Genomic DNA, 24,350 nt, shown 5'->3' with positions numbered 1-24,350 from the left:
CTTGCGCCCATTGTCCAATATTCCCCACTGCTGCCTCCCGTAGGAGTCTGGACCGTGTCTCAGTTCCAGTGTGGCTGATCATCCTCTCAAACCAGCTAGGGATCGTCGCCTTGGTGAGCCGTTACCCCACCAACTAGCTAATCCCATATAGGTGCATCCGACAGCATATGGCCCGAAGGTCCCATACTTTGGTCCGTAGACATTATGCGGTATTAACAGTCGTTTCCAACTGGTATCCCCCTCTGTCGGGCAGCTCCCTATACATTACTCACCCGTCCGCCGCTAGAACCGAAGTTCCCGCTCGACTTGCATGTGTTAGGCCTGCCGCCAGCGTTCAATCTGAGCCATGATCAAACTCTTCAATTAAAAAGTGTTTGCTGCCACTAGGGCAACTCAGTCTTACTGACTTAAAACATTATCTGTAATAGCCACTCAACCGATTTAATTTCGTTGCCAAAATCTATCGTAAGTGCCCACTCAGATGATTGATTGCGAATTGTTAAAGAGCGTGCTTCACTTTGAAGCGGGAGGCGTATGTTACACTTCCCAGTTTTTAAGTCAAGCGTGAGGAGAATTCTATTTACTAAAACACTCATCACACCCGACTTTTTATCTCATTTCACCGCGTTTACCACCACCGTGAAGCGAGGGCGCCATTTTAGTGATTTAAACCAGGCTGTCAAGCGTCTTTTTAAAAGATTTTTGCAACCTAACTTAACTCACCCGAAGCACCCAAACCGCAGCGCCCCGTGGCATGGCGCGCATTATAGGGCGTTTTAAAACACGTGCAAGCGGTTAAGTGTGAAAACCTGTGTTTTTGTGATCGTTCGCAGAAAAATTGGCCGAAACGCGCTTTTTTAGTACATTTACTGCATAATAACTCAGCATTGGAGGACATTATGACGATACGAGCTTATAAAGGTGTAATGCCGAAACTGGCAAATGGGGTTTATGTAGATGAATCCAGTGTGCTGGTTGGCGATATAGAAATAGCAGAAGATGTTAGTATTTGGCCTTTGGTAGCTGCCCGCGGTGATGTTAACACCATCCGCATTGGTGCCCGCACTAATATACAGGATGGTTCGGTGCTGCATTTATCCCGTCCCAGCAAAGGTAAGCCTGAAGGCTCACCTTTGGTAATAGGTGAAGACGTTACCGTTGGCCACAAAGTAATGCTGCACGGCTGCACGCTGGGTAATCGCATTCTGGTGGGCATGGGCGCTATCGTAATGGATGACGTTATAGTAGAAGACGAGGTGATTATCGGCGCAGGTAGCTTAGTACCGCCAGGTAAGCGGCTGCAAAGCGGCTATCTATACGTTGGCAGCCCGGCAAAACAAGCCAGGCCTCTGAATGATTCTGAAAAAACCTTTTTAGCAGAGTCGGCCGCGAACTATGTCATATTGAAAAACGAGTATCTGGCAGAAGCTTAAAGCCAGATCTCACCTGCTGTATTATAAGCGTCGTCCGCTATCGCTTGCTCAGTAGCATCCTCCCAGTTAAATGCTTCAGAGCGCACCTGCTGCAAAAACGTGTCGGGCTGCAACTGTGCTGGGACTGGAATAAAGCAGCACACTTTTAGCCCACCGACCAGACAACTAAAGCTAACGGCTTGTCTGGTTGCATCAAGGGCAAAGTCATTATTAAAGATCAGCTGTTGGTTCATGCCGCTTGTAACTGCTGTTGTAATAATGCCAGCACCGGCGTTACATCGGGTCGTTTGCCGCGCCAGAGATAGAAAGCTTCTGCCGCCTGCGCAACCAACATTCCTAAACCATCGGCTTGCTGTGGCACACCTTGTTGCTGCGCCCACTGCAAAAACAGCGTTGGCTCTGCGCCATATAACATGTCATACGCAAGTTGGCAGTGCTCTAGGTGCCAGGCTTCAATGTCAGGGCGCTCACCGCTTAAACCGGAAGAGGTAGCATTAATTACTAACTGATAAGGCTGACTGGGAATGTCATCATAGCCACAGGCTGTCACCTTTTGGTCAAAATTCTTTGCTATCGCTTGGGCTTTGCTCACAGTACGGTTGGCCAATACCAGCTTTGCCACACCTGCTTCGAGTAAGGGGCCAATAGCGCCACGGCTGGCTCCACCCGCGCCAAGTAGTAATACCGTTATGCCCTGCAAATTAACACCTAAGCGTTGTAGATCAGCCACCAGACCAATGCCGTCGGTGTTGTCACCGCAAAGCCGGCCTGCGCTATCTATATAAAGGGTATTCACGGCACCGGCGTATTTGGCTCGCGCAGATAACACATCCGCTAACTGATAAGCTTGTTCTTTAAATGGCACAGTCACGTTACCGCCTTTGCCGCCGGCAGCAACAAACTGTTGCCAACAGTCGGCAAAGCCATCCAGCGGTGCTAAAATGGCGTCGTATTGCAGTTGCTCACCAAGTTCTGCAGCAAACTGCCGATGAATGACCGGTGACTTTGAATGGTTTATCGGGTTACCGAATACAGCATAGCGATCCACAGAACATGCCTATAAAGAAATTAGTGCAGATGATTGTTAATAAAACCGGCGCAAATAGCAAGGCGCACCCAACACCGCAACAAACGCCCTATGACATGATGGGTGGTGAAGCAGCAGTGTTTCGATTGGCCAACCGCTTTTACGATATTATGGAGACGGCACCGCAAGCCGCTGAGCTGTATGCCATTCACCCACTGCCACTGGATACCATACGACAGAAATTTTTTCAGTTTTTATCTGGCTGGCTGGGCGGTCCGCCATTGTTTGAACAACAATATGGCCACCCTCGCCTGCGCGCCCGGCATTTGCCGTTTCCGGTAGACGAAAAGCTACGCGATCAGTGGATGTTTTGTATGGACCAGGCGCTAGATGAAGTAGTTGAAAACAGAACGCTGCGTGAAGGTATTCGCCAGTCGATAGGCCAACTGGCGAGCCATATGATTAACTGCTGAATCATGACTACTGGCAACTGCGGGCTGATGTTTTCCAGACTATCGGCTGCCAATATTCATCTTTGTCCTGACGTTCGCTTTTATTTGCGAAATATTCAGCTGCTAAATGATAAACCGTGTTCGGCTCTACTTTCAGCGTGAACGTTTTCGTAGCATTGCTTTTACGCCGTTGCAGGTCACTGCGATAACGCTTTATCGCATCAGGGCTTATAAGCTCCTGAACTGTAAGTTCTATTTCGCCGGTCGGCACTTTTAAAACCTGCTCTTGTGAGCGGAAAAACAAGCCGCCTTTAAAATTGATGGCTTTAATTTCGTTAATACCTAACGCATGTCGGTGTAGACTAAGCGGTGGGCTCAAGAACACTGACACATAACCACAATCAGTGGTAGTAACATCAGCAGCAGCTTGTGCACTATCTGGGTTTAGTTGTAAACGCCAGGCCGGCAGTGTCTGGCGCTTCACTTTGCTACTAAATGTCATTTCATCTGCGCCACGCCTTACTTGCACAGATATGACATCGCCATCCTGCAGGTCATTCATATAAGCCAGTACCTGGGCGATTTCAGCATTGTTAAACGTCTGATTATTAACTGATATTAAGCTGTCACCCGTCTTTACACCGGCTAATTGTGCATCAGAGCCCGGAGTTACAGCAACAACTGTAAAAGATTTATCTAACACTGCGCCGAAGTGATAAAAACTGCGGGCTGGCTCTTCAATAGTCAGATAGCCCTGAGGCTCAATCTGTGCGGTCATAAGTGCTTTACGGACTTCATGCACCAACTCGACTTGCTTCTCAATATCAACTTCTTCAGCTGAGAGCATAGGCACAAATAGTGATAGCAAAACTAAAAAGCGATTTTTCATAGTTGGTACCTTCCCGTTTGGTTGTGTTCTATATCTTGGCGTTGTTGTAATAGTGCGTCATAGCGAATGCCATCGATAATTGCCTGTTGCAACTCGACATCGAGCTGATATAGCTCCGATGAAAGCTTCACAGTCTGTTCCCTCTCGATGAATGGCAACTGCATGCCAATAGCCATTAACGCAACGATGCTTGCAGCAATCAGCCAATAGTTTTTCATGCGAGAGGGCTGCGTAGTCAGCTCTGACTCAATCTTCAGCCACATTGCGTTATCTGCTTGAGCCGTATTGCTGTTCATCAGACGCTCGGCAAGCTGTTGTTTAAATTGCTGTTCGTTGTTCATTTTGTGCCGACTCACCTAAAGTTGTTTTGAGTTTTACCATAGCCCGCCGGTAACGTTGTCGAACCGCACTTGCAGAACAATCCAGCAAGGTGGCCAGCTCTGTATGCTGGTAACCCTCTACCACATGTAGCCACACCATAGCGCGCTCTGTTTCGGTCAAGCCTTGCAGCAGATTAGTAATATCTTCTCCATAATTGGCAAGCGCTGTTGTCATTTGTAACCAGTCTGGTTCAGCCTCAAACGACTCCAGCACATCGTCCGTTAGCCAATGCTGTCGTTGTCTTAACTGATCAATTGCCATTCTGATACTGAGCTGTTTTAACCAGCCAGCAAATGCTTCCGCTTGTTTTAGCTCAGGTAATTTATTAAACACTTTAATAAAAATGTCTTGGGTAAGATCTTTACCATCCTCGACCGAACCAAGAATTCCGCAGGTTAATCGAAGAACAGCATTCCCATATTCCTGATAAAGCTTTTTAAATGCCGCCACATCACCCCGCTGGGCAAGCGCTACAACATCATCCGCTGTTTTTTTACTAAACCCACTCAATGCATTTTTTCTCCTGTTTAATAACAAGACGGTGCGACTATGAAAAATGTGACTCTTATTTTCAGCAGTTACAAAGAAAAAACCCGGCAATTTAACTTGCCGGGCCTTTACAGGATTGTATTAAAAGCATTAATGCCAAACAGCGACAACAATAATCAGTGGTTTCATTTGAGCCAGTCCTGTGGCTTCAGGTAACGGTCGTATAGCTTTGCTTCTGCACTACCCGCTTCTGGCTGGTAGCCATACTGCCATCGCACCAAAGGTGGCATCGACATCAAAATGGATTCAGTGCGACCACCACTTTGCAAGCCAAACAAGGTGCCTCTGTCATACACCAGATTGAATTCAACATAGCGGCCACGGCGGTATAACTGGAATTGCCGCTCGCGCTCACCAAATGCTGTATCTTTGCGTTTTTCAACTATCGGCAAATACGCCGGAACAAAAGCCTCACCGACAGCCCGCATTAATGCAAAGCTCTGTTCAAAACCAGGTTGGTTTAAATCATCAAAAAAAAGCCCGCCAACACCGCGGGTTTCGCCACGATGTTTCAGGTAAAAATATTCATCACACCACTTTTTATACGCCGGATAATATTGCTCACCAAAAGGATCTACCGCCGCTTTAGCGGTCTGGTGCCAATGGATAACATCTTCTTCAAACGGGTAATAAGGCGTTAAGTCAAAACCACCGCCAAACCACCACACAGCTGGCTCGCCGGCTTTTTCGGCAATAAAAAAGCGCACATTAGCATGGGTAGTGGGTAAATACGGGTTATTGGGGTGTATCACTAACGACACACCGCATGCATTAAAACTGCGGCCAGCCAGCTCTGGCCGATGTGCCGTGGCTGAAGCCGGCATATTGGCGCCAAACACATGGGAGTAATTGACGCCGGCTTGTTCAAATACCTCTCCACCGGTCAGTACACGGCTTTTGCCACCGCCACCCTCAGGTCGCTGCCAGGCATCTTCGACAAACTGCGCTTTACCATCAGCGCGCTGCAATGCTTCACAAATATCATCCTGCAATTGCTGCAAAAACTGCTGCACGGCGGCCAGATGCTGCTGCGGTTGGTTCGTTGTCACTTTAACTCCTTACAATATCACCGGTCAGGGCGTTACGAATTTGGCTGGGCTGAGTGGCACCACCCAAGGCGCCTGGCACGATAGCCGCCAGCATAGTACCTAAGCTTTGTTCAAGCTCGGTTTTATTGGTAATGCCGGGCTGGCCGGATAAATTGGCGCTGGTCGATACCAAAGGCTTGCCATAGGTTAAACAGAGTTGCTGCACCACCGGGTGCGCACTCACCCGCACGGCTATGCTATCAAATTGCCCGGTTATCCACTTAGGTGCCGTTTGGCTGGCTGGCAGCACCCAGCTGACGTGGCCGGGCCAGCTGGAAAAGATCTGATAACGTTTTTCCTGCGGTATCGCTTTGTCATCAACATAGGGCATCAGCTGCGAATAATTGGCTGCCACCAGGATAAGGCCCTTTTCTACCGGCCGCTGTTTTATCGCCAGCAGCGCCAGCACTGCGGCTTCGTTATCCGGATCGCAGCCCAGGCCATATACCGCTTCGGTAGGGTAAGCAATAACGCCACCAGCAATTAGCGCGTCAATAACAGCGTAATACAAAGACATAATGGCCCGCCACCTTGGTTAAACACAGGAAAAACGCAGTTAAAATTTTCTTCAGCGCTGCAACTGGCTATAATAGCGCCTTCACGCGCTTAGTTCATCTCGTAGATAAGGAAACAATAGATGCAAGTTGGCATTATCATGGGCTCGACGTCTGACTGGCCTACTATGAAGCACGCCGCTGATATGCTGGATAAATTCGGTATTGCCTATGAAACCAAAGTTGTTTCCGCACACCGCACACCACAGTTACTGGCCGATTATGCCAGCACAGCCGCCAGCAGGGGCCTTAAAGTCATTATTGCCGGCGCCGGCGGCGCTGCCCATTTACCGGGCATGGCCGCAGCGTTCACCAGCCTGCCGGTACTTGGTGTGCCAGTGCAATCTAAAGCGTTAAAAGGGCTGGACTCGCTGTTATCGATCGTACAAATGCCCAAAGGTGTGGCAGTGGGTACCTTAGCCATCGGTGATGCCGGTGCTGCCAATGCCGGCCTGTTAGCGGCGCAAATTCTGGCAACCCATAGCCCGGAGCTAATGACCAAGATTGATGCCTTTCGCCAAGCACAGACTGATATGGTATTAAGCCAACCTGATCCATCACAGGTGCAGTCATGAAGGTATTAGTGCTTGGTGCCGGCCAATTAGCCCGCATGATGGCGCTGGCCGGTGCACCGCTTAATATCAGCATCAGTGCTTATGATGTAAATAGCGATAATATCGTACACCCATTAACCCAGCAGCCACTGGGTAAAGGTTTGGATAATGCAATTGCTGACGCTGATGTTGTAACAGCAGAGTTTGAACATATACCATTACCGATACTGGCGCAGTGCCAGCAAAGCGGTAAATTTTTACCCGGCGAAACGGCAATTAAAGCCGGTGGTGATCGCCGGCTGGAAAAGCAATTACTGGATAATGCGGGTGTACGCTCAGCTGCGTATCGCATTGTAAATACCGAGCAGGATTTTCATCAGGCCATCAGCCAGCTTGGTCTGCCACTAGTGTTTAAAAGTGCTCTGGCTGGGTATGACGGTAAAGGCCAGTGGCGACTGAAAAAAGCCGAAGATACCGCCAGCTTATGGCAAGAAATCGGTGCTTTTTTACAAGCTGACAACAAGCAAAGCATTGTCGCTGAACAGTTTATTCCATTTCAGCGCGAAGTCTCATTAATTGGCGCCCGCCGTGCTAATGGTGATGTACAGGTGTTTCCACTCACCGAAAACCATCATGTAAACGGTGTACTTAGCGTCTCGCTGGCGGTGGCCGGTAATGAGCAACTACAACAACAAGCGCAAAACATGTTTACCGCCGTTGCTAATCAGCTAAATTATGTCGGTGTATTGGCAATTGAGTTTTTTGACGTAAATGGCGAGCTACTGGTAAATGAAATAGCACCGAGGGTGCATAACTCCGGACACTGGACGCAGCAAGGTGCCGATGTTTGTCAGTTTGAGCAGCACTTACGCGCCGTTTGCGGCTTACCGCTGGGCAGTACAGCGCTGGTACGCCCCAGCCTGATGGTTAACATTCTTGGTGAAGACACGGTGCCAAAGAGCATTCTGGCAATACCGGGCTTGCATCTGCATTGGTACGGTAAAACCAAGCGCGCTGGTCGGAAAATGGGCCATATCAATTTATCTGGCGCGACCAATGCTGAACTAAAAGCTCGCTTTGAGCAGCTAATTAGTTTGCTACCAGAGCAAGCCTTTCCTGAGCTGGAAAAAATGGCAGCCCGGCTACACTAACACGGCTATCCGGCGCTACTCTGGCGCCGGGTGCCTCACGCCGCAGCCTTTATCCGCACAAAATAGCTGACCTTTTTTCTCAACCAGCAGACCAAAGTGGCAAGTTACACAGTGTCCGGTAACCGGCTTGTCATTGAGTAAAAACTTACATTTCGGGTAGTTATCACAGCCCCAGAAATGTTTGCCAAACTTGTTTACCCGCTCAATCAGCTGTCCCTGTTTACATTTTGGACAGGCCAGCTTTTCCGCTTCTGGCTGCTCATCCTGTTCATGCACCACGAAGTGACACTCGGGATAGTGCGTACAGCCGATAAACATGCCGTAACGACCATTTTTCACTGCCAGCGGGTGGTGGCACTGCGGGCAAAGCTCAGTATCTAACACTTTGATTATCGTGGTTTCATGCTGATGTAACGCTTTTGTATAGTGGCAAGCCGGATAAGCACTGCAACCAAGAAAAGGCCCGCTTTTGGACGACTTCATCACCAGAGGCTGCTGACATAAAGGGCAAAGCTGCTGCTGATGTGGCAGCGAAAATAATGCAGAATGGTCACTCATAAGGTTGAAGGCCGCTTAATGCAGCGGCCCTTCAGGTTCATCAAAAATTAAATCTTCCATCTGGGCGTAAGCGTTTTCATGCCCAGGCACATTAAACAACACCATCAACACCACCCATTTCAGGTCTTCCAGACTCATACTGCTGCTGTCCAGGTCCATTACCCGGTCAATAACCATCTCGCGGGTTACCGCATCCAGCACGTTGATCTGCTCTAAAAACAGCAGAAAACCGCGACACTCTACATCCAGCTTGGTTTGCTCTGGCAAGCTGTAGATGCGGGTGGCGTTGGAAATGCCTTTGGATAAATACGGCTTAACGTGACTTTCCTGCAGCGCAGACAGGTTGTCGAGCCATTTGAGCGCTTTAAAGATATCGTCGTCATGAAAACCTGCCCGACTTAACTCCTTGGTAAGGTCAGCATGATTAACGTAAATGTCGGCTTCGTTGTGAATATAGTTTTCGAACAGATAAACGAGGATATCAAACATACTCAGGCACTCCTCACTTTTATGTAGCCACCAGGAACTGCCGCTACTTCACCAGCTAACTCCAGCTGTAGCAGCGCTATATTTGCATCGGCAATCGCCATCCCGGCGCGCTGAGCAATAACATCAACTGCGGTAACTTCATCTCCTACGTTAGCCAACAACTGGCCGGCAAACAAGTCTGATTGCTGACTTTTTTCTGCCTCTGCCTCACCTTTCAGACAACTTTTAGTAAAAAAGTGCCATTCTTCCAATATATCGGCCACATTGGTCACCAGTTTAGCGCCTTGCTGAATAAGTTGGTGGCACCCCGACGATTGCGGGCTGAAGATAGAACCTGGCACGGCGAATACATCCCGGCTGTATTCTGCGGCTAAATTAGCACTGATCAGTGTGCCACTTTTAAGCCCAGCCTCCACCACTATGGTGCCAATACTTAGACCAACTACAATCCGGTTACGTTGCGGAAACCATTCCGCCCGCGGTTGTACATCAGGAAAATATTCTGACACCAGTGCACCCTGCCGAGTTATTTGCTCTGCCAAGGTTTTATTTGATGTTGGATAAACATGCTCTAACCCGTGCCCCAGCACGGCAACCGTTAACCCACCAGCACCTAAGGCACCTTTATGACTTTCACTGTCAATGCCACGCGCCATACCACTGGTGATCACATAGCCTTGCTGCGATAGCTCAGCAGCAAAACTTTGTGCCACCTTGCGCCCGGTTGGTGTAGGCGTGCGGCTGCCAACCATGGCTAACTGTTGCTGCGATAAGATCATTGGATCGCCTTTGACAAACAACACTAAAGGCGGCTGCTTCGTTTGCTTTAACAGCGGCGGGTAACGCGGATCCTGGTAAGTGATAACATGATGCTGGTCGCTTTGCGCCAGCCAGCGTATTGCTTTTTCTACTTTTGGGGTGGCTTCCTGGGTTAGCAAGAATGCCTGCCGCTCCGTAAAGCCAATATTTTTCAAGGTACTGGCCGGCAACTTTACCAGCTCAGCTAAACAGATATGCTCGCTCAGACGTTGGAACTTCAGGCCATCCTGGCCATGCACAGTGGCTAAAGCGAGCCAGTTGCGAAGGTCTTCCATGGCAAACTGGCTCCATTATGCAGAATGTTACAGGTTGGCTATCGTATCGCCCACCCGGATAGGTTGTTGTGTTTTAGTGACAATGCCGAAACTTAAACGCTCAGCCACTTTAAATACCATTAACTCGCCCACTTTTTCCCGAGGCAGCGTAATACTGTTATCGCCAAAGTTTTTAAATGCCTTTTGCAATTTATTGGCATCTTCAACATATACCGGGCCATTTTTACCGTCGATTACAGTAGGTGAGTTGCGATAAATACCCAGCATATGGCCCGCTTTTAGCTCATTCAAACTGCCACGGTTTAATACTACGATGTCCCATTTAGAAAATTCGCGCAAATTAGACGTGGTATCAATAATGGTGCCGCTGATATCAAATTCAGGCTTCTGCATGATAAAAAACGCGGGCAAGGCCTGACCTTCCAGCGCTGGCATCAACCGATCGCCCTGTTTGATTTCGCGTTTTACGCTCAGCACATTTAATGAGGCCGCTTCAGTGGGTGTCTCTTCCGTCGCTTCGCGTCCAGGCCTGAATGCACGTGCAGTGGCGATAAGGCTGGTTTCATACCCTAATACTTCACCATCTTCAGTGTTGATATAAGGCTTGCCTTTCCGATAGACACCGTAAGACGCACCAGCTTCCAGTACGCCTTTGGCATAGATGATATGGTCGCTAACCGAGTTTTTCACATTTGCATTGGAGCCGAGAATATACGGCAGTGCGGCTATTTGCTCGTCACTTAATGCCTGCTCAAAGGTCAGATAATGCCTAATCATACTCAGCGGCAAAGTACTAATGGCATCACCGCCTTTCATGGTTTTCCGGGCAGTTGGCGACAAGCGCTTAACGTTTTCATTCACGCTTAACCGGGGCCGGCCCTGCGCATCGAATGTAAGCGTTAAGGTATCACCTGGAAAAATTAAGTGCGGGTTATCCACCTGTGGGTTCATCTGCCATAGCTGTGGCCATAACCAAGGCTCGTTCAGATACAGGGCAGAGATATCCCATAAGGTATCGCCCTTTTTCACTACATAGCTCGCAGGAGCATCGTCGCGAATTTTTAACACATCCGCTACTACGTTAAAAAAGCCACTCATAACTAACAGAGTGACGACAGTTGCAATTTTTTTCAGCATGCCTGCATCCTTGAGCTCGATCTTGTTGTAATTATTGCACACTAAGCTGTTAATACAGCGGATTAATGGCTAAAATTAAAACATACCACAACCTTTGAAACAAAGCATATTTTTGTAGGTGTTATGGCCGTTTTACACGTTTTACATTATCCCGATGAAAGATTGCGCACAGTCGCCAAACCCGTTGACAGTGTTAACGCTGAAATTAAGCAACTCGTCGCCGACATGCTGGACACCATGTATGCCGAAAATGGCATAGGGTTAGCGGCCACCCAGGTCAACGTGCATCAACGTGTCGTTGTGATCGATGTGTCTGAAGATCGTAATGAACCTATGGTGTTTATTAACCCGGAAATTACCAACCGCAGCGGCGACACCAGTTACGAAGAAGGCTGTTTATCTGTTCCGCAAAGCTATGCCAAAGTAGAGCGTGCAGCTGAAATTACGGTAAAAGCGCTGGACAAAAACGGCAATCCTTTTGAGCTTAAAGCCGATGGTTTGTTGGCCATATGTCTGCAACACGAGTTGGATCATTTAGTGGGCAAACTGTTTATCGATTATTTGTCACCGCTGAAACGTGACCGGATCCGTAAAAAGCTGGAAAAAGAAGCCAAGATGGCGCAGCGCCACGCGCTGTAAGCAGGAAACACCGTGACCTCTCCTTTACGTATTATTTTTGCCGGTACACCGGATTTTGCCGCCAGGCATTTACAAGCCCTGCTCGACGCCAACCATCAGGTGGTCGCCGTTTATACCCAACCCGATCGCCCTGCCGGTCGCGGTCAACAGCTGCAATCCAGTGCCGTTAAGCAACTGGCGCTGAAACACCAGTTGCCGGTGTATCAACCAAAGTCATTGAAAAAGCCCGCCGCTCAGGCTGAGCTGGCCGGTTTACATGCTGATTTGATGATCGTCGTCGCCTATGGCCTGATCTTGCCGCAAGTGGTACTCGACACCCCTAAATTAGGCTGCATTAACGTGCACGGCTCCTTGCTACCACGCTGGCGTGGTGCTGCACCAATACAGCGCGCAATTTGGGCGGGTGATAGCGAAACAGGCATTACCATTATGCAAATGGACGCAGGCCTTGATACCGGTGCAATGCTAAGCACCGTCAGTTGCAATATCAGTGACGATGACACCAGCACATCCCTGTACGATAAATTAGCGCAGCTTGGCCCCCAAGCCCTGTTAGACGCACTGGCACAGCTGCCACAACTACAGCAAACCGCGACCGCCCAAGACAACCAACTGGCGACTTATGCCGAAAAACTGCACAAAGACGAAGCATTACTGAATTTCAGTAAAGACGCCGCTGCGCTGGCCCGCGAAGTACGCGCCTTCAATCCCTGGCCAGTCAGTTATCTAAACCTGCCCCAAGGCAATATCAAAGTCTGGCAGGCGCATAGCCTGAGCAGCCAAAGCGGCAAAGTAGCCGGCACCGTATTGTCGGCCGATAAAAGCGGTATCGCCATAGCCTGTACTAACGGCATTTTTGTGATTACCCAGTTACAACCGCCCGGCAAAAAGCCGATGGCAGCGGCAGACTTTTTGAATGGCCGCACAGATTGGTTAAAACCGGGCCAGCAACTGAGCTGCACGCCATGAGCAATAATGTGCGGGTACTGGCTGCGCGCAGCTGTTTTGATGTGGTCGATCAGGGCATGTCGCTGTCTGAGGTGTTACCCAAGGCTCAGGCGCAACTGGCTAACCCTTTAGATAAAGCCCTGCTGCAGGAAATCTGTTTTGGCGTGATGCGCCAATTGCCGCAGTTAGAAGCCGTCTGCAGTCAGCTGATGACAAAACCTCTGGTTAAGCAACTGCGGCCGCTGCAGTTTTTGCTATATGTCGGTATTTACCAGCTTAAGTTTATGCGTATCCCCGACCACGCTGCGATCAGTGAAACCGTAGACGCCGCCCGCGCGCTTAAAGGCCAGTCACTGACTAAGCTGATTAATGCCGTGCTGCGCAGCGTGCAGCGTCAGCCGGAGTTATTTCAGTTTGATACTGCTGCCGATGCGGTGAAATATAACCACCCCGGCTGGCTGATAAACCGTTTACGACAAGCCTACCCGCAGCAGTGGCAACAAATACTTGGGGCCAACCAACAAAAAGCGCCGCTTTGGTTGAGGGTCAATAGCCAACGCATTGACCGAACCGACTACGCGGCAGCACTCACCCGCGCAGGCATAGAGTATAGCCGGCCGATAGCCGAGTTACCCCAGGCAATAAAACTGGCGCAGGCGCAGGATGTCACCACACTGCCAGGTTATGCACAAGGCTGGTTTTCGGTGCAGGATGCGGCTGCCCAGTACGCAGCGACGCTGTTGCAGGTTGATGATAGCCAGCACATTTTAGATGCCTGCTGCGCGCCCGGCGGCAAAAGCTGTCATATTCTGGAGTTGGCACCTGAAGCAAACCTCACGGCACTGGATAAAGATGCAAAACGGCTAACCCGGGTGGAAGAAAATTTAACCCGACTTGGTTTAACCGCCAAGGTGATAGCGGCAGATGCTGCGCAGCCCAACAGCTGGTGGCAAGGCCAGTTATTTGACCGTATTTTGCTGGACGTGCCCTGCTCGGCGACGGGCGTGATTCGTCGTCACCCCGACATTCGCTGGCTGAGGAAGAACGCCGATATAGCGCCGCTGTGTCAGCTGCAACAAGAAATCCTGCAGCAGTGCTGGCGTTTGCTGGCCCCGGGTGGCGTGCTGCTTTACGCCACCTGCAGCGTGTTGCCGGATGAAAACAGCGCGCAAATAAGCCATTTTTTGCAGCACAACGCCGATGCACGTTTAGACCCATTACCTCAGCAAAACGCCGACACTATCGGTTGGCAGTTGTTACCGGGTGAGCAGGATATGGACGGCTTTTATTACGCCCGGCTGATTAAGCAGCCAATACGGGGTGAGACAGCATGAAGATTATTATCTTAGGCGCTGGCCAGGTAGGTGCTACGCTGGCAGAAAACCTGGTTGGCGAACAAAACGATATCACTGTGGTAGACAGTAACGTTGATAAGCTACGCGCACTGCAAGACCGCTTCGATTTACAGGTCGTGCACGGCCACGGCTCACACCCGGATATTTTAAAAAAAGCCGGCGCTGAAGATGCCGACATGGTAATTGCCGTAACTAACAGTGATGAAGTGAATATCGTTGCTTGTCAGGTAGCCTACAGTATTTTTAACACACCGCTGAAAATTGCCCGTATTCGTACCAATCAATATCTGAAGTACCGCGATCAGCTGTTTCATAAAGATGATATGCCGGTAGACCACTTTATTGCGCCAGAGGCCCTGGTCACCAACTATATCCGCCGTTTAATTGACTACCCCGGTGCCTTGCAGGTGGTGGAATTTGCCGGTGGTAAAGTCAGCTTAGTCGCCGTTAAAGCCTATTACGGTGGTTTACTGGTGGGCCATGCGCTATCCGCGTTGAAAGAGCATATGCCCAATATCGAAACCCGGGTTGCGGCTATTTACCGTCGCGGCCATGCCATTAAACCGCTTGGCACCACGATTATCGAAGCCGACGACGAGGTGTTTTTTGTTGCGGCCACCAAGCATATCCGCGCCGTGATGAGCGAGCTGCAAAAACTGGAGCGCAGCTACCGGCGCATTATGATTGCCGGTGGTGGTAATGTCGGTTTTGGCCTGGCGCGGGCGCTGGAAAAAACGCACAACGTTAAGCTGATCGAGCGCGGTAAAGAGCGGGCCGAGTTTTTATCCAGTGCGCTGGATAATACCGTGGTGTATGTTGGCGATGCGTCCGATCCTGAGCTGTTAGAAGAAGAAAACATTGAACAGGTCGATGTGTTTATCGCCGTCACCAACGACGATGAAGCTAATATTATGTCGGCCATGCTCGCCAAGCGAATGGGCGCACAAAAGACCATGGTGCTGATTAAACGCGGCGCCTACGTCGACCTGTTACAAGGCGGCGAAGTGGACATCGCAGTCTCACCACAGCAAGCGACGATTTCGGCCCTGCTAACCCACATCCGCCGTGGTGACATCGTCAATGTCTATTCATTACGTCGTGGCGCAGCAGAGGCTATCGAGGCGGTAGCCCGTGGTGATGCCAGCACCAGCAAAGTGGTAGGTAAAGCCATTGGTGAGTTGAAATTGCCGCCGGGCACCACCATTGGCGCCATAGTGCGTGGCGAAGAAGTCCTCATTGCCCACGACAGCACCGTGATTGAAACCGACGACCACGTCATTTTGTTTATGGTCGACAAAAAGCATATCGTTGAAGTGGAAAAACTGTTTCAGGTCAGCGCGATCTTTATCTAAACGGGCTAACCCACTGGTTGCAGTGGGTTAATCTTTCCAGAATGCCGGTGTAAATAGCACCAATAGCGTAAAAATCTCTAAACGGCCGAATACCATGGCTATCACCAACAACCATTTACTGGCATCTGGAATACTACCAAAGTTCGCTGCCACCTCGCCCAAGCCCGGCCCCAGGTTATTTAAACAGGCAGCAGTGGCGGTAAAGGCCGTAATATTATCCAGCCCGGTTAAAATCAGCAGCAGCATTATCACCACAAACACCAGTGCATAGGCGGCAAAAAAGCCCCAAACCGCTTCAACTATTCTATCGGCAACCGGCCGGCGCCCCAGTTTAATGGCATACACAGCACGCGGATGAATAAGCCGGTTAAGCTCACGTATGCCCTGTAAAAACAACAGTAATACCCGCACCACTTTCATGCCGCCACCGGTAGAACCGGCACAGCCACCAATAAAGCTGGAAAAGATCAGCAGAATAGGTAAAAACAACGGCCAAGCAGCAAAACCATCGGTGGCAAAGCCTGCCGTGGTAGAAATAGACACCGCCTGAAAGGCCGCATGATTCAGCGCATCTGCCGTGGTGCTGTAGACGTTGGTGTGCAACAGCACAGCAAAACAGATAAAAATCAGTGCAAACTGAATCGCTAAAAAGGCTTTAAACTCAGGGTCGCGAAAGTAAGTGCTCACGCTTTTACCGCGAATGGCGGCGAAGTGCAGCGGGAAGTTAATGGCACTTAGCAGCAAAAAAATCACGCAAATGGCGTTAATCAACGGGCTGTTAAAATGGCCAATGCTGGCATCATAGGTAGAAAAACCGCCGATGGCCACGGTAGAAAACGCATGGCAAATGGCATCAAACCAACTCATGCCAGCCAGGGCAAACGCCAACGCACAGGCCAAGGTTAATGCCAGATAGATATACCACAAGTGTTTGGCGGTATCGGCAATACGCGGCGTCATCTTGTTGTCTTTTACCGGCCCGGGCGTCTCGGCACGATACAACTGCATACCACCAACACCAAGCATCGGCAGTATAGCTACCGCCAATACGATGATCCCCATACCGCCTAGCCACTGCAGCTGCTGGCGGTAGTACAAAATGGCTTTGGGCAAAAATTCGATGCCGGTCAGCACCGTCGCGCCGGTGGTGGTAAGGCCGGAAAAGGCTTCAAACATCGCACTGGCCAGATTTAAGTGCGGGTTGCTGGCCAGCATAAACGGAATGGCACCCACCGCCCCCAGCACGGTCCAAAACAGCACCACGATTAAAAAGCCGTCCCGCACTTTTAGTTCGGCTTTATATTGCCGGTTGGGGTACCAAATTAAAAAGCCGATAAACAAGCACAGCACAAAAGACAACATAAAGGGCACACCGGCGCCGTCCTGATACCAGTAAGCAACAAAGGCTGGTGGCACCATGCTGATGCTGAAAATAGCCACCAGCAGGCCCAAAATACGGATTATCGAACGGTATTGCATGCCCCGCGCTCCCTGCGCTTATGCCAGTTTTAGATCACGGGTCATATTTTCGTTGCGGTCCTGATGCACTATCACATCATCTTCAATACGGATGCCGCCGTACTGACGGAACGCATCCACTTTCTGCCAATTAATGTACTTATCAAACTCGGTAGCGGCCAGATCGGCCAGCAGGCTGTCGATAAAGTACAAGCCCGGCTCAATGGTAAACACCATATTGGCTTCAATGGTGCGGGTACAACGCAAATACGGATGATTTTCTGGTGGCGCCACGTGGGTGCCACGTTCGTCAGCCATAAAGCCGCCAACATCATGCACCTGCAAGCCTAAATGATGACCGAGCCCATGGGGGAAGAAGGTACGGCTGATCTGGCTTTCTACGATGGCCTCTGGCGATAAACGGACAAAGTCAAAGCGCTGCAGAATTTCGGCAATACGCTGATGGCATTTCACGTGCAGCTCGCCGTATTTCAGCCCCGGCTTCAGCGCGCCGGCCAGCTCTAATTCCACTTCATTAACGGCACTGATCAAACTGGCAAATTCATTACTGGTATCAAAGCTATAGGTACGGGTAATGTCGGCGGCATAACCATTAAACTCGGCGCCGGCGTCAATTAAAAAGGAGTGGTGCTGCTTAGGCACCTTACGCTCCAGCGCGGTGTAATGCAAAATGGCGCAGTTTTGGTTTAATGCAATAATGTTGCCGTAAGGCACTTCGTTTTCGGTTTGACGCACTGCGGCTAAATACGCCAGCTGAATATCAAACTCGCTGCCCCCTGCGTAAAACGCCGCCTTCGCCGCAGTGTGGCCGGCCACCGCCATTTGGTTGGCAATACGCAAGCACGCCTGCTCGTAAGGTGTTTTATAAGCACGGTAAAAGTGAATAAAGTTCAGCACCGGCTCAGGGTTAATCTCGGTAAATCCCAGCGCACGCGCCACTTCGATATGCTCACCTAAATAGGCCAGCCGGGCTTTGTCATACGGCAGCAAGGTTTCTACTTTATTGGCTTTATCCAGCAGCTGAATATCAAAGTGCTCTGCCCAGTAATCATGCGGCTCGTCCGGCACTTTGTGCCAGAAATCTTTCGGCCGGTAGAAAATCAGCTTGGGCTTATTTACGCCATCGAGCAGCAGCCAACAATGCGGGTTATCCACTACCGGTAGCCAGGCTTTAAACAGCGGGTTGGCTTTAAACGGGTAGTCCATGTCATCGAGAAACTTGCGCTGGGTCTGGCCGGAATGGATTACCAGGCCGTCCAGATTCTCCCGCTGCAGTAAACGGCGGGTACGCAATTGTAATTCGGCAATATGGGCCTGATACAGGCTTTGATAAGAAGCTGTCATAAGTGTCTGACCTGTTGGCTGAAAAATCTGGCTGGCATCATAGCATTAATCTACCACCACCCCAATCTGCATCGTGGTCAGCGGCTTGAATACGTCGGTGGGCGTATTTAAACGGATATTGTAAATCTGATAATACGCCATTACCGCTTTAACATATTCACGGGTTTCGCGGTACGGAATGGTTTCTACCCAGACATCGGCCGGCACGGCATAATCTTTCGGGATCCACTGCTTTACCCGGCTATAGCCCGCATTATAAGCCGCAGTGGCCATCAGCAAATTGCCATCATTACGCTTGCGTAAATAATTCAAATAATCAGTGCCGTAATCAATATTGGTGGCCGGGTGATACAGCTGGGTCAGTTGTACCGGTTTTTTCGCAATTTGCCGGGCGGTAGCCGGCATTAGCTGCATTAAACCCCGCGCACCTACCGGCGAGGCGGCATCCGCCATAAAAGAGCTTTCGCGCCGGGCTATCGCCATGGCCCAACCCTTGTCGATCTCAGCTTTGGCGGCAAACTGACCAATTTCTTCCTGAAACGCCAGCGGGAAACGCAATTCAACATCATCCCAGTAGCCGACATCGGCCAGTGAAAAAATAGCCCGCTCGTACCACTGTAATTGGTGCGCCAGCTTGGCCGAGACCAGCTTTTGCTGTTCATCCGAGGTATTTTGCAAGTGGTTCCACTCGCGCCGCGCCTCGGTTAACCGCCCCAGTGCCAACCATTCCTGCGCCCGTAAAACCGCCGGGTGCTGCTTTAAGCTGGCCAGCTCCTGCTCTGACACCTTTACCGGCGCATGCGCCAGGCTGGGCGGCAGGCCTAACTTAGCGGCAGCCATAAACCCATAAAAGTGGCGCTGTAGCGCCAACTGCTGAAACAGCGGCTGCGCTTTATCTGTCATACCCTGCTGCTCATAGGCACGGGCCAGCCAATAGCGCCAGCTGTTGTCTTGCTGCAACTCGGCCGGAAAGGCCTGTATTACCTGCTGCACTCTGGGCCAGTCTAATTGTGCCAATGCATGACTTACCTGCCAGTGCGCCAGCGTTTGGTCCAGCAGTTCTGCCGGCAATGTACTAAGCCAATTATCCGCTTCAGCCTCGCCTTTACTGGCCAGGGCGATGGCAAACTGACGCTGCACATCCAGTCGCTGCGCGGTGGTAAAATAAGGGTCATTAACAAATTTCTGCCACACAGCCAGTGCCTGTTTGGGGCTGCGCCAAATTAGCCGTTTCAGGCCATAGGCCAGCACATCACGTTCCTGCACTTTTTTCAGTGGGAAAAACCTGCTACCAGCAATCACCGCCGGATTGCGCCGGGTTTGCTGATACATATCGGCTAGGTACTGCTGGTCGGCAGGTAACTGGGTTTTTAAATAGGGAATTAAACTGGCATCCCCCCCTTCGGCTGCCAAACGAATACGCTGCCACACTCTTTCGGGCGTTTGCTGTCCAGCTTTACGCCAGGCACTAAACAGCGGGTCACAAGCCTTGGGCTGCGATTTACCCACCACCCAAAGCTGACTCACCTGTGGCCAGAGCTTGCTGCTATCGGCATCTTTTGCGGCCAGCTTAAAGCGCAGCGCCAGGCACTCCAGTTCCGCATCGCTTGAGCCAGGATAATTCGCCAAAAAGGTAGCCGCCTGTTGCCGCCGGGCCAAATCAAGCAACCAGGGTTTACGCAGCGGCCAGTCCATCGGCGTTTTTTCGTATTGCTGTAAAAAGCCGGCAATACGCTCATCGGCCGTTAAAAACTGCTGTAGCCGCCGCTGTTGCAGGTAGGGCTGCAACGGATAATCGGCAAATTTTTCTAGCAGCTTTTGTGCCTGTTCATACTTCAGGCTGCCAATCTGGCGTTCAGCCTGTAAAAATTCATTACGTAACGCTGCCTCGGAAGACACCGATGCCGTTGCCAGCGGCACCAGGAGCAGGTTACTCAACATTAAAACCCATTGTTTCACTGCGATAACCTCAATAACATCACTAAAAAAGTAAAATACACCTATAGTTACTGCTGCACGTCGCCAACCAATTCAAACATGCGTTTAAATAACGGTTGAATTTTTTAAGAAACCGCGACACACTGAGCAAGACAACCTCATCGTACCAGTTGCGAAAAACCCTAACATACGCGACCAAGGAGCACCGTTATGATTTACCAGAGTGACAACATCAGTGTTGCTTACCTGAAACCTGGTATCGCCCGCTTTGCTTTTAATGCCAAGGGCTCAGTAAACAAATTTGATCAGCAGACCCTGTCTGATTGTAAGACAGCTTTAGAGCAACTGCACGCCGACAAGGCCTTGCAAGGTGTTATTTTTTGTAGTGAAAAAGATACCTTTATTGTTGGCGCCGACATCACTGAATTTTTAAGCACCTTTCAGCGCCCGGAAAGTGAACTGATCCCATGGATAAAACAAGCCTCTGATATTTTCGACCTGGCTGAAGATTTGCCGGTACCTACCATTGCCGCCATCAGAGGATTCGCGCTGGGTGGCGGATGTGAGTGGTCACTGACTACAGATTATCGTGTAGCGGATACCACAGCAAAAATCGGTCTGCCGGAAGTAAAACTGGGCTTAATGCCAGGCTTTGGCGGTACCGTACGCTTACCGCGCATCATCGGTGCAGACAATGCCATGGAATGGATCACGACCGGTAAAGATCACAGCGCCGAGCAAGCGCAAAAATTTGGTTTAATTGATGCCGTAGTGGCACCAGAGAAACTGGAAGCAGCCGCACTGAGCATGCTGGAAGATGCCATCGCCGGCAAACTGGACTGGCGCAAAAAGCGCGCAGTAAAACTGCAACCACTTAAACTGAATAAAACCGAAGCCACCATGAGCTTCTCTACTGCCAAGGGCATGGTGTTTGCCACAGCCGGTAAACACTACCCTGCACCCATGGTTGCGGTAAGCACCATTGAAGCGGCTGCCGGTTTAGATCGCGCTGGCGCGATGGCGCTGGAAAATGCCGGCTTTGCCAAACTGGCGAAAACCGATGCCGCCACAGCACAAATTGGTTTGTTCTTAAACGACCAGCTGATCAAAGGCAAAGCGAAAAAAGCTGCAAAAACAGCAACCAAAGCCGTTAATAAAGCCGCGGTATTAGGTGCGGGCATTATGGGCGGTGGTATTGCCTATCAGTCTGCACTTAAAGGCGTACCGGTAGTAATGAAAGACATCGCCGACAAAGCGCTTGAACTGGGCATGGGCGAAGCCACTAAGCTTTTGGCCAAGCAGGTCGAGCGCAAAAAGCTGGATGCGGTGGGCATGGCCAAGGTTATTGCGTCTATTACGCCTACGCTGAGCAACGACACCGTGAAAGGCGTTGATATCGTAGTTGAAGCCGTGGTTGAAAACCCGAAAGTCAAAGGCGCGGTATTAAAAGAAGTGGAAGGCCTGATAGCCGAGGATGCGATTTTAACCTCTAACACCTCGACTATTTCTATCGATTCACTGGCAGCGAATTTAAGCCGGCCACAGAACTTCTGTGGTATGCACTTCTTTAACCCGGTACACCGCATGCCATTGGTTGAGGTTATCCGCGGTAAAGACACCAGCGATGAAACCGTTGCTGCAGTAGTGGCTTACGCAGCCAGGATGGGCAAATCACCTATCGTAGTTAACGACTGCCCGGGTTTCTTTGTTAACCGCGTGCTATTCCCTTACTTCGCCGGCTTTAGCAAGCTGGTACTAGACGGTGCTGATTTCGCCCAGGTTGATAAGGTAATGGAAAAGCAGTTCGGCTGGCCAATGGGCCCGGCATACCTGCTGGATGTGGTCGGTTTAGATACTGCGTATCACTGTACCGACGTAATGGCTGCCGGCTTTCCTACCCGTATGGCCAAGCTGGATAATGATCCGGTTGCGGCAATGTATAAAGCCGACCGTTATGGCCAGAAAAACGGCGTTGGTTTCTATGCTTACAGTAAAGATGCCAAGGGTAAGCCGAAAAAAGATATCGATCCGGCCGCACTTAGCCTGTTAGCCGGCATTGCTGCTGATAAGCAGGACTTCAGTGCTGATGAGATTATTGCCCGCGTGATGGTGCCAATGATTAACGAAACCATCCGCTGCCTGGAAGAAGGCATCGTGGCCAGCGCCGCCGAAGCCGATATGGGCTTAATTTACGGTTTAGGCTTCCCTCCGTTCCGTGGTGGCCCGCTGCGTTATGTCGACACCCTGGGCCTGGCTAACTTTGTTGCCTTGGCTGATAAATACGCCCATTTAGGCGAAATATATCAGGTGACAGACAAAACACGCGCCATGGCCGCCAATGGCGAATGTTTTTTCCCGGTTTAAGCGCAGGAGCAGAATAATGAAGAACGCAGTTATTGTAGATTGCATCCGTACCCCGATGGGCCGCTCTAAAGGCGGCATGTACCGTAATGTCCGTGCCGAGCAGCTGTCTGCCCATGTTATGGCGTCTCTGGTGGCGCGCAACCCGGCATTAAACCCAAGCGATATCGACGACATTATCTGGGGCTGTGTGCAACAAACGCTGGAGCAAGGCTTTAACGTCGCGCGTAACGCAGCCCTGTTAGCCGGCATTCCACATTCCGTGCCCGCCGTTACTGTAAACCGTTTATGTGGCTCATCGATGCAAGCACTGCACGATGCCGTGCGCGCCATTCAAACCGGTATGGGTGAGGTGTATCTAATCGGCGGCGTTGAGCATATGGGTCATGTGCCAATGAATCACGGTGTCGATTTCCACCCGGGCTTATCCACCTCTGTCGCCAAAGCGGCAGGGATGATGGGCTTAACCGCTGAATTGCTGGGTAAACTGCACGGCATCAGCCGTCAGCAGCAGGACGAATTCGGCGCCCGCTCACACCGCCTGGCACAAGAAGCCAGCGTGCAGGGCCGCTTTAAAAACGAAATTATCCCCACCGAAGGCCACGATGCTGACGGCGTGTTAAAGCTGATGGATTACGACGAAGTTATCCGGCCGGAAACCACAGTAGAAGCGCTGGGCCAACTGCGCCCGGTATTCGACCCGGCCAACGGCACGGTAACTGCAGGCACCTCTTCTGCGCTGTCTGATGGTGCTTCAGGCATGCTGGTCATGAGCGAAGACAAAGCCAAAGCCTTAGGCCTGCCTATCCGCGCTTATGTACGTGGTATGGGTGTGGCCGGTTGCGACCCGTCTATCATGGGTTATGGCCCGGTACCAGCATCGAAAAAGGCGTTAAAAGCCGCCGGTATTACCATTGCCGATATCGACTACGCCGAGCTGAACGAAGCGTTCGCTGCCCAGGCACTGCCGGTAATGAAAGACTTAGGCCTGTTAGAAGTAGCTGATCAGAAAGTCAACCTGAACGGTGGCGCTATTGCCCTGGGCCACCCGCTGGGCTGCTCGGGTTCACGTATCGCCACTACGCTGATTAACGTGATGGAAGATAAAGGCGGCAAGTTTGGCCTGGCTACCATGTGTATCGGTTTAGGCCAGGGTATTGCGACTGTTTTTGAACGACCCTAGTTCGAGCGGCCATAAGCTGGCAGCAGTAAGCACAATCGCATAGAATAAGGGCCGTTTTTACGGCCCTTATTTATTGGTATACAGACTTAGGCGCGAATCCTGTTGACACAGCCACAGACCGTTTTACAGTTTTACCGGAGTACAGATGAAAGATATGTTTAGCAGCGCAGATCAAACCCTCGACGCCTTGGGCCTGCGCTGCCCCGAGCCGGTAATGATGGTGCGGTTACAGTTGCGTAAAATGCAGGTGGGTGAAACCTTGCTGATTATCGCAGACGACCCGGCCACCACCCGAGATATACCAGCATTTTGCCGCTTTATGGATCATGAGTTAGTGGCCAGCGATACGACTGAATTACCGTATCGGTATGTGGTGAAAAAGTCAGTCTAAAAGT

25 protein-coding genes and 1 rRNA gene are annotated in these 24,350 nt (G+C 50.6%); 11 read left to right on the top strand and 15 right to left on the bottom strand.

What is annotated here, in order from left to right:
* Positions 1-366 (bottom strand): 16S ribosomal RNA (locus tag ABGI61_RS02985); the annotation flags it as partial.
* Positions 367-899: 533 nt separating this feature from the next.
* Between ABGI61_RS02985 and ABGI61_RS02980 the strand changes: the two genes are divergently transcribed.
* Positions 900-1,433 carry a gamma carbonic anhydrase family protein gene (locus ABGI61_RS02980; protein WP_347596628.1) on the top strand — a complete coding sequence of 178 codons (534 nt, stop codon included), beginning with the start codon at positions 900-902 and terminating at the stop codon, positions 1,431-1,433.
* Here the strand turns inward: ABGI61_RS02980 and ABGI61_RS02975 are convergent.
* Positions 1,430-1,666, bottom strand: coding sequence for a DUF1488 family protein (locus tag ABGI61_RS02975; RefSeq protein WP_347596625.1), 237 nt, complete (start codon positions 1,664-1,666; stop codon positions 1,430-1,432). The genes ABGI61_RS02980 and ABGI61_RS02975 overlap by 4 nt on opposite strands.
* Positions 1,663-2,481, bottom strand: a complete 819-nt coding sequence (aroE, locus tag ABGI61_RS02970) for a shikimate dehydrogenase (protein ID WP_347596622.1) — start codon at positions 2,479-2,481, stop codon at positions 1,663-1,665. The genes ABGI61_RS02975 and aroE overlap by 4 nt, the downstream gene beginning before the upstream one ends.
* A gap of 29 nt (positions 2,482-2,510) precedes the next feature.
* On the opposite strand from aroE, the gene ABGI61_RS02965 reads away from it, so the two are divergent.
* Complete coding sequence (locus ABGI61_RS02965) at positions 2,511-2,933, top strand: group II truncated hemoglobin (RefSeq protein WP_347596619.1); 423 nt, start codon at positions 2,511-2,513, stop codon at positions 2,931-2,933.
* Between the two features lie 7 nt (positions 2,934-2,940).
* Here the strand turns inward: ABGI61_RS02965 and ABGI61_RS02960 are convergent, their stop codons facing one another.
* From ABGI61_RS02960 to tsaC, 5 genes are all read right to left on the bottom strand, one after another.
* Complete coding sequence (locus tag ABGI61_RS02960; RefSeq protein WP_347596616.1) at positions 2,941-3,801, bottom strand: PDZ domain-containing protein; 861 nt, start codon at positions 3,799-3,801, stop codon at positions 2,941-2,943.
* Positions 3,798-4,142, bottom strand: a complete 345-nt coding sequence (locus ABGI61_RS02955) for a hypothetical protein (RefSeq protein WP_347596613.1) — start codon at positions 4,140-4,142, stop codon at positions 3,798-3,800. The genes ABGI61_RS02960 and ABGI61_RS02955 overlap by 4 nt, the downstream gene beginning before the upstream one ends.
* Positions 4,120-4,782, bottom strand: a complete 663-nt coding sequence (locus ABGI61_RS02950; protein ID WP_347596610.1) for an RNA polymerase sigma factor — start codon at positions 4,780-4,782, stop codon at positions 4,120-4,122. Before ABGI61_RS02950 ends, ABGI61_RS02955 begins: the two co-directional genes overlap by 23 nt.
* 74 nt (positions 4,783-4,856) lie before the next feature.
* Positions 4,857-5,780, bottom strand: coding sequence for an oxygen-dependent coproporphyrinogen oxidase (hemF, locus tag ABGI61_RS02945; RefSeq protein WP_347596607.1), 924 nt, complete (start codon positions 5,778-5,780; stop codon positions 4,857-4,859).
* 1 nt (position 5,781) lies between these two features.
* Complete coding sequence (tsaC, locus tag ABGI61_RS02940; protein ID WP_347596604.1) at positions 5,782-6,336, bottom strand: L-threonylcarbamoyladenylate synthase type 1 TsaC; 555 nt, start codon at positions 6,334-6,336, stop codon at positions 5,782-5,784.
* A gap of 120 nt (positions 6,337-6,456) precedes the next feature.
* Between tsaC and purE the strand changes: the two genes are divergently transcribed.
* On the top strand, positions 6,457-6,948 hold the full coding sequence (gene purE, locus ABGI61_RS02935; RefSeq protein WP_347596601.1) for a 5-(carboxyamino)imidazole ribonucleotide mutase: 492 nt from the start codon (positions 6,457-6,459) through the stop codon (positions 6,946-6,948).
* Entirely contained in the window at positions 6,945-8,078 is a 1,134-nt protein-coding gene (locus ABGI61_RS02930; RefSeq protein ID WP_347596598.1) for a 5-(carboxyamino)imidazole ribonucleotide synthase, read from the top strand. The genes purE and ABGI61_RS02930 overlap by 4 nt, the downstream gene beginning before the upstream one ends.
* 15 nt (positions 8,079-8,093) lie before the next feature.
* On the opposite strand, the gene ABGI61_RS02925 is transcribed toward ABGI61_RS02930, so the two are convergent.
* The 4 genes from ABGI61_RS02925 to ABGI61_RS02910 are packed head-to-tail and all read right to left on the bottom strand — an operon-like array spanning position 8,094 to position 11,356.
* Positions 8,094-8,636: a DNA topoisomerase family protein gene (locus tag ABGI61_RS02925; RefSeq protein WP_347596595.1), complete on the bottom strand. Its 543-nt coding sequence runs from the start codon at positions 8,634-8,636 to the stop codon at positions 8,094-8,096.
* A 15-nt stretch (positions 8,637-8,651) separates the two neighbouring features.
* The gene (locus tag ABGI61_RS02920) at positions 8,652-9,125 is read right to left on the bottom strand and encodes a DUF494 family protein (RefSeq protein WP_347596592.1); all 474 of its coding nucleotides are present in this window, start codon (positions 9,123-9,125) and stop codon (positions 8,652-8,654) included.
* A gap of 2 nt (positions 9,126-9,127) precedes the next feature.
* Positions 9,128-10,219, bottom strand: coding sequence for a DNA-processing protein DprA (gene dprA, locus ABGI61_RS02915; RefSeq protein WP_347596589.1), 1,092 nt, complete (start codon positions 10,217-10,219; stop codon positions 9,128-9,130).
* A 27-nt stretch (positions 10,220-10,246) separates the two neighbouring features.
* Positions 10,247-11,356: a LysM peptidoglycan-binding domain-containing protein gene (locus tag ABGI61_RS02910; RefSeq protein ID WP_347596586.1), complete on the bottom strand. Its 1,110-nt coding sequence runs from the start codon at positions 11,354-11,356 to the stop codon at positions 10,247-10,249.
* Between the two features lie 123 nt (positions 11,357-11,479).
* Between ABGI61_RS02910 and def the strand changes: the two genes are divergently transcribed.
* The 4 genes from def to trkA are packed head-to-tail and all read left to right on the top strand — an operon-like array spanning position 11,480 to position 15,650.
* Positions 11,480-11,995, top strand: a complete 516-nt coding sequence (gene def, locus ABGI61_RS02905; protein WP_347596583.1) for a peptide deformylase — start codon at positions 11,480-11,482, stop codon at positions 11,993-11,995.
* Between the two features lie 12 nt (positions 11,996-12,007).
* Positions 12,008-12,964, top strand: coding sequence for a methionyl-tRNA formyltransferase (fmt, locus tag ABGI61_RS02900; RefSeq protein WP_347596580.1), 957 nt, complete (start codon positions 12,008-12,010; stop codon positions 12,962-12,964).
* Positions 12,961-14,277 carry a 16S rRNA (cytosine(967)-C(5))-methyltransferase RsmB gene (gene rsmB / locus ABGI61_RS02895; protein WP_347596577.1) on the top strand — a complete coding sequence of 439 codons (1,317 nt, stop codon included), beginning with the start codon at positions 12,961-12,963 and terminating at the stop codon, positions 14,275-14,277. Before fmt ends, rsmB begins: the two co-directional genes overlap by 4 nt.
* Positions 14,274-15,650, top strand: a complete 1,377-nt coding sequence (gene trkA, locus ABGI61_RS02890) for a Trk system potassium transporter TrkA (protein WP_347596574.1) — start codon at positions 14,274-14,276, stop codon at positions 15,648-15,650. The genes rsmB and trkA overlap by 4 nt, the downstream gene beginning before the upstream one ends.
* Before the next feature lie 27 nt (positions 15,651-15,677).
* Here trkA and ABGI61_RS02885 read toward each other — a convergent pair whose 3' ends face one another.
* Genes ABGI61_RS02885 through ABGI61_RS02875 form a run of 3 tightly spaced genes read right to left on the bottom strand, consistent with a single transcriptional unit; the run spans position 15,678 to position 20,432 of the window.
* Entirely contained in the window at positions 15,678-17,129 is a 1,452-nt protein-coding gene (locus ABGI61_RS02885; protein WP_347596571.1) for a TrkH family potassium uptake protein, read from the bottom strand.
* An 18-nt stretch (positions 17,130-17,147) separates the two neighbouring features.
* Positions 17,148-18,473, bottom strand: coding sequence for a Xaa-Pro dipeptidase (pepQ, locus tag ABGI61_RS02880; RefSeq protein ID WP_347596568.1), 1,326 nt, complete (start codon positions 18,471-18,473; stop codon positions 17,148-17,150).
* 45 nt (positions 18,474-18,518) lie between these two features.
* The gene (locus tag ABGI61_RS02875; protein WP_347596565.1) at positions 18,519-20,432 is read right to left on the bottom strand and encodes a transglycosylase SLT domain-containing protein; all 1,914 of its coding nucleotides are present in this window, start codon (positions 20,430-20,432) and stop codon (positions 18,519-18,521) included.
* A gap of 189 nt (positions 20,433-20,621) precedes the next feature.
* Between ABGI61_RS02875 and fadB the strand changes: the two genes are divergently transcribed.
* The 3 genes from fadB to tusA all read left to right on the top strand — a co-directional run bounded on the left by fadB (position 20,622) and on the right by tusA (position 24,346).
* Complete coding sequence (gene fadB, locus ABGI61_RS02870; protein WP_347596562.1) at positions 20,622-22,775, top strand: fatty acid oxidation complex subunit alpha FadB; 2,154 nt, start codon at positions 20,622-20,624, stop codon at positions 22,773-22,775.
* Between the two features lie 16 nt (positions 22,776-22,791).
* On the top strand, positions 22,792-23,955 hold the full coding sequence (fadA, locus tag ABGI61_RS02865) for an acetyl-CoA C-acyltransferase FadA (RefSeq protein ID WP_347596559.1): 1,164 nt from the start codon (positions 22,792-22,794) through the stop codon (positions 23,953-23,955).
* Between the two features lie 145 nt (positions 23,956-24,100).
* Positions 24,101-24,346 carry a sulfurtransferase TusA gene (gene tusA, locus ABGI61_RS02860; protein WP_347596556.1) on the top strand — a complete coding sequence of 82 codons (246 nt, stop codon included), beginning with the start codon at positions 24,101-24,103 and terminating at the stop codon, positions 24,344-24,346.
* Positions 24,347-24,350 lie beyond the last annotated feature (4 nt).

The sequence above is a fragment of the Rheinheimera fenheensis genome (assembly GCF_039871805.1).
Taxonomy (GTDB): domain Bacteria; phylum Pseudomonadota; class Gammaproteobacteria; order Enterobacterales; family Alteromonadaceae; genus Alishewanella; species Alishewanella fenheensis.
Note: the sequence above shows the minus strand (reverse complement) of the source record. Positions and strands in the feature narration are given on the sequence as shown.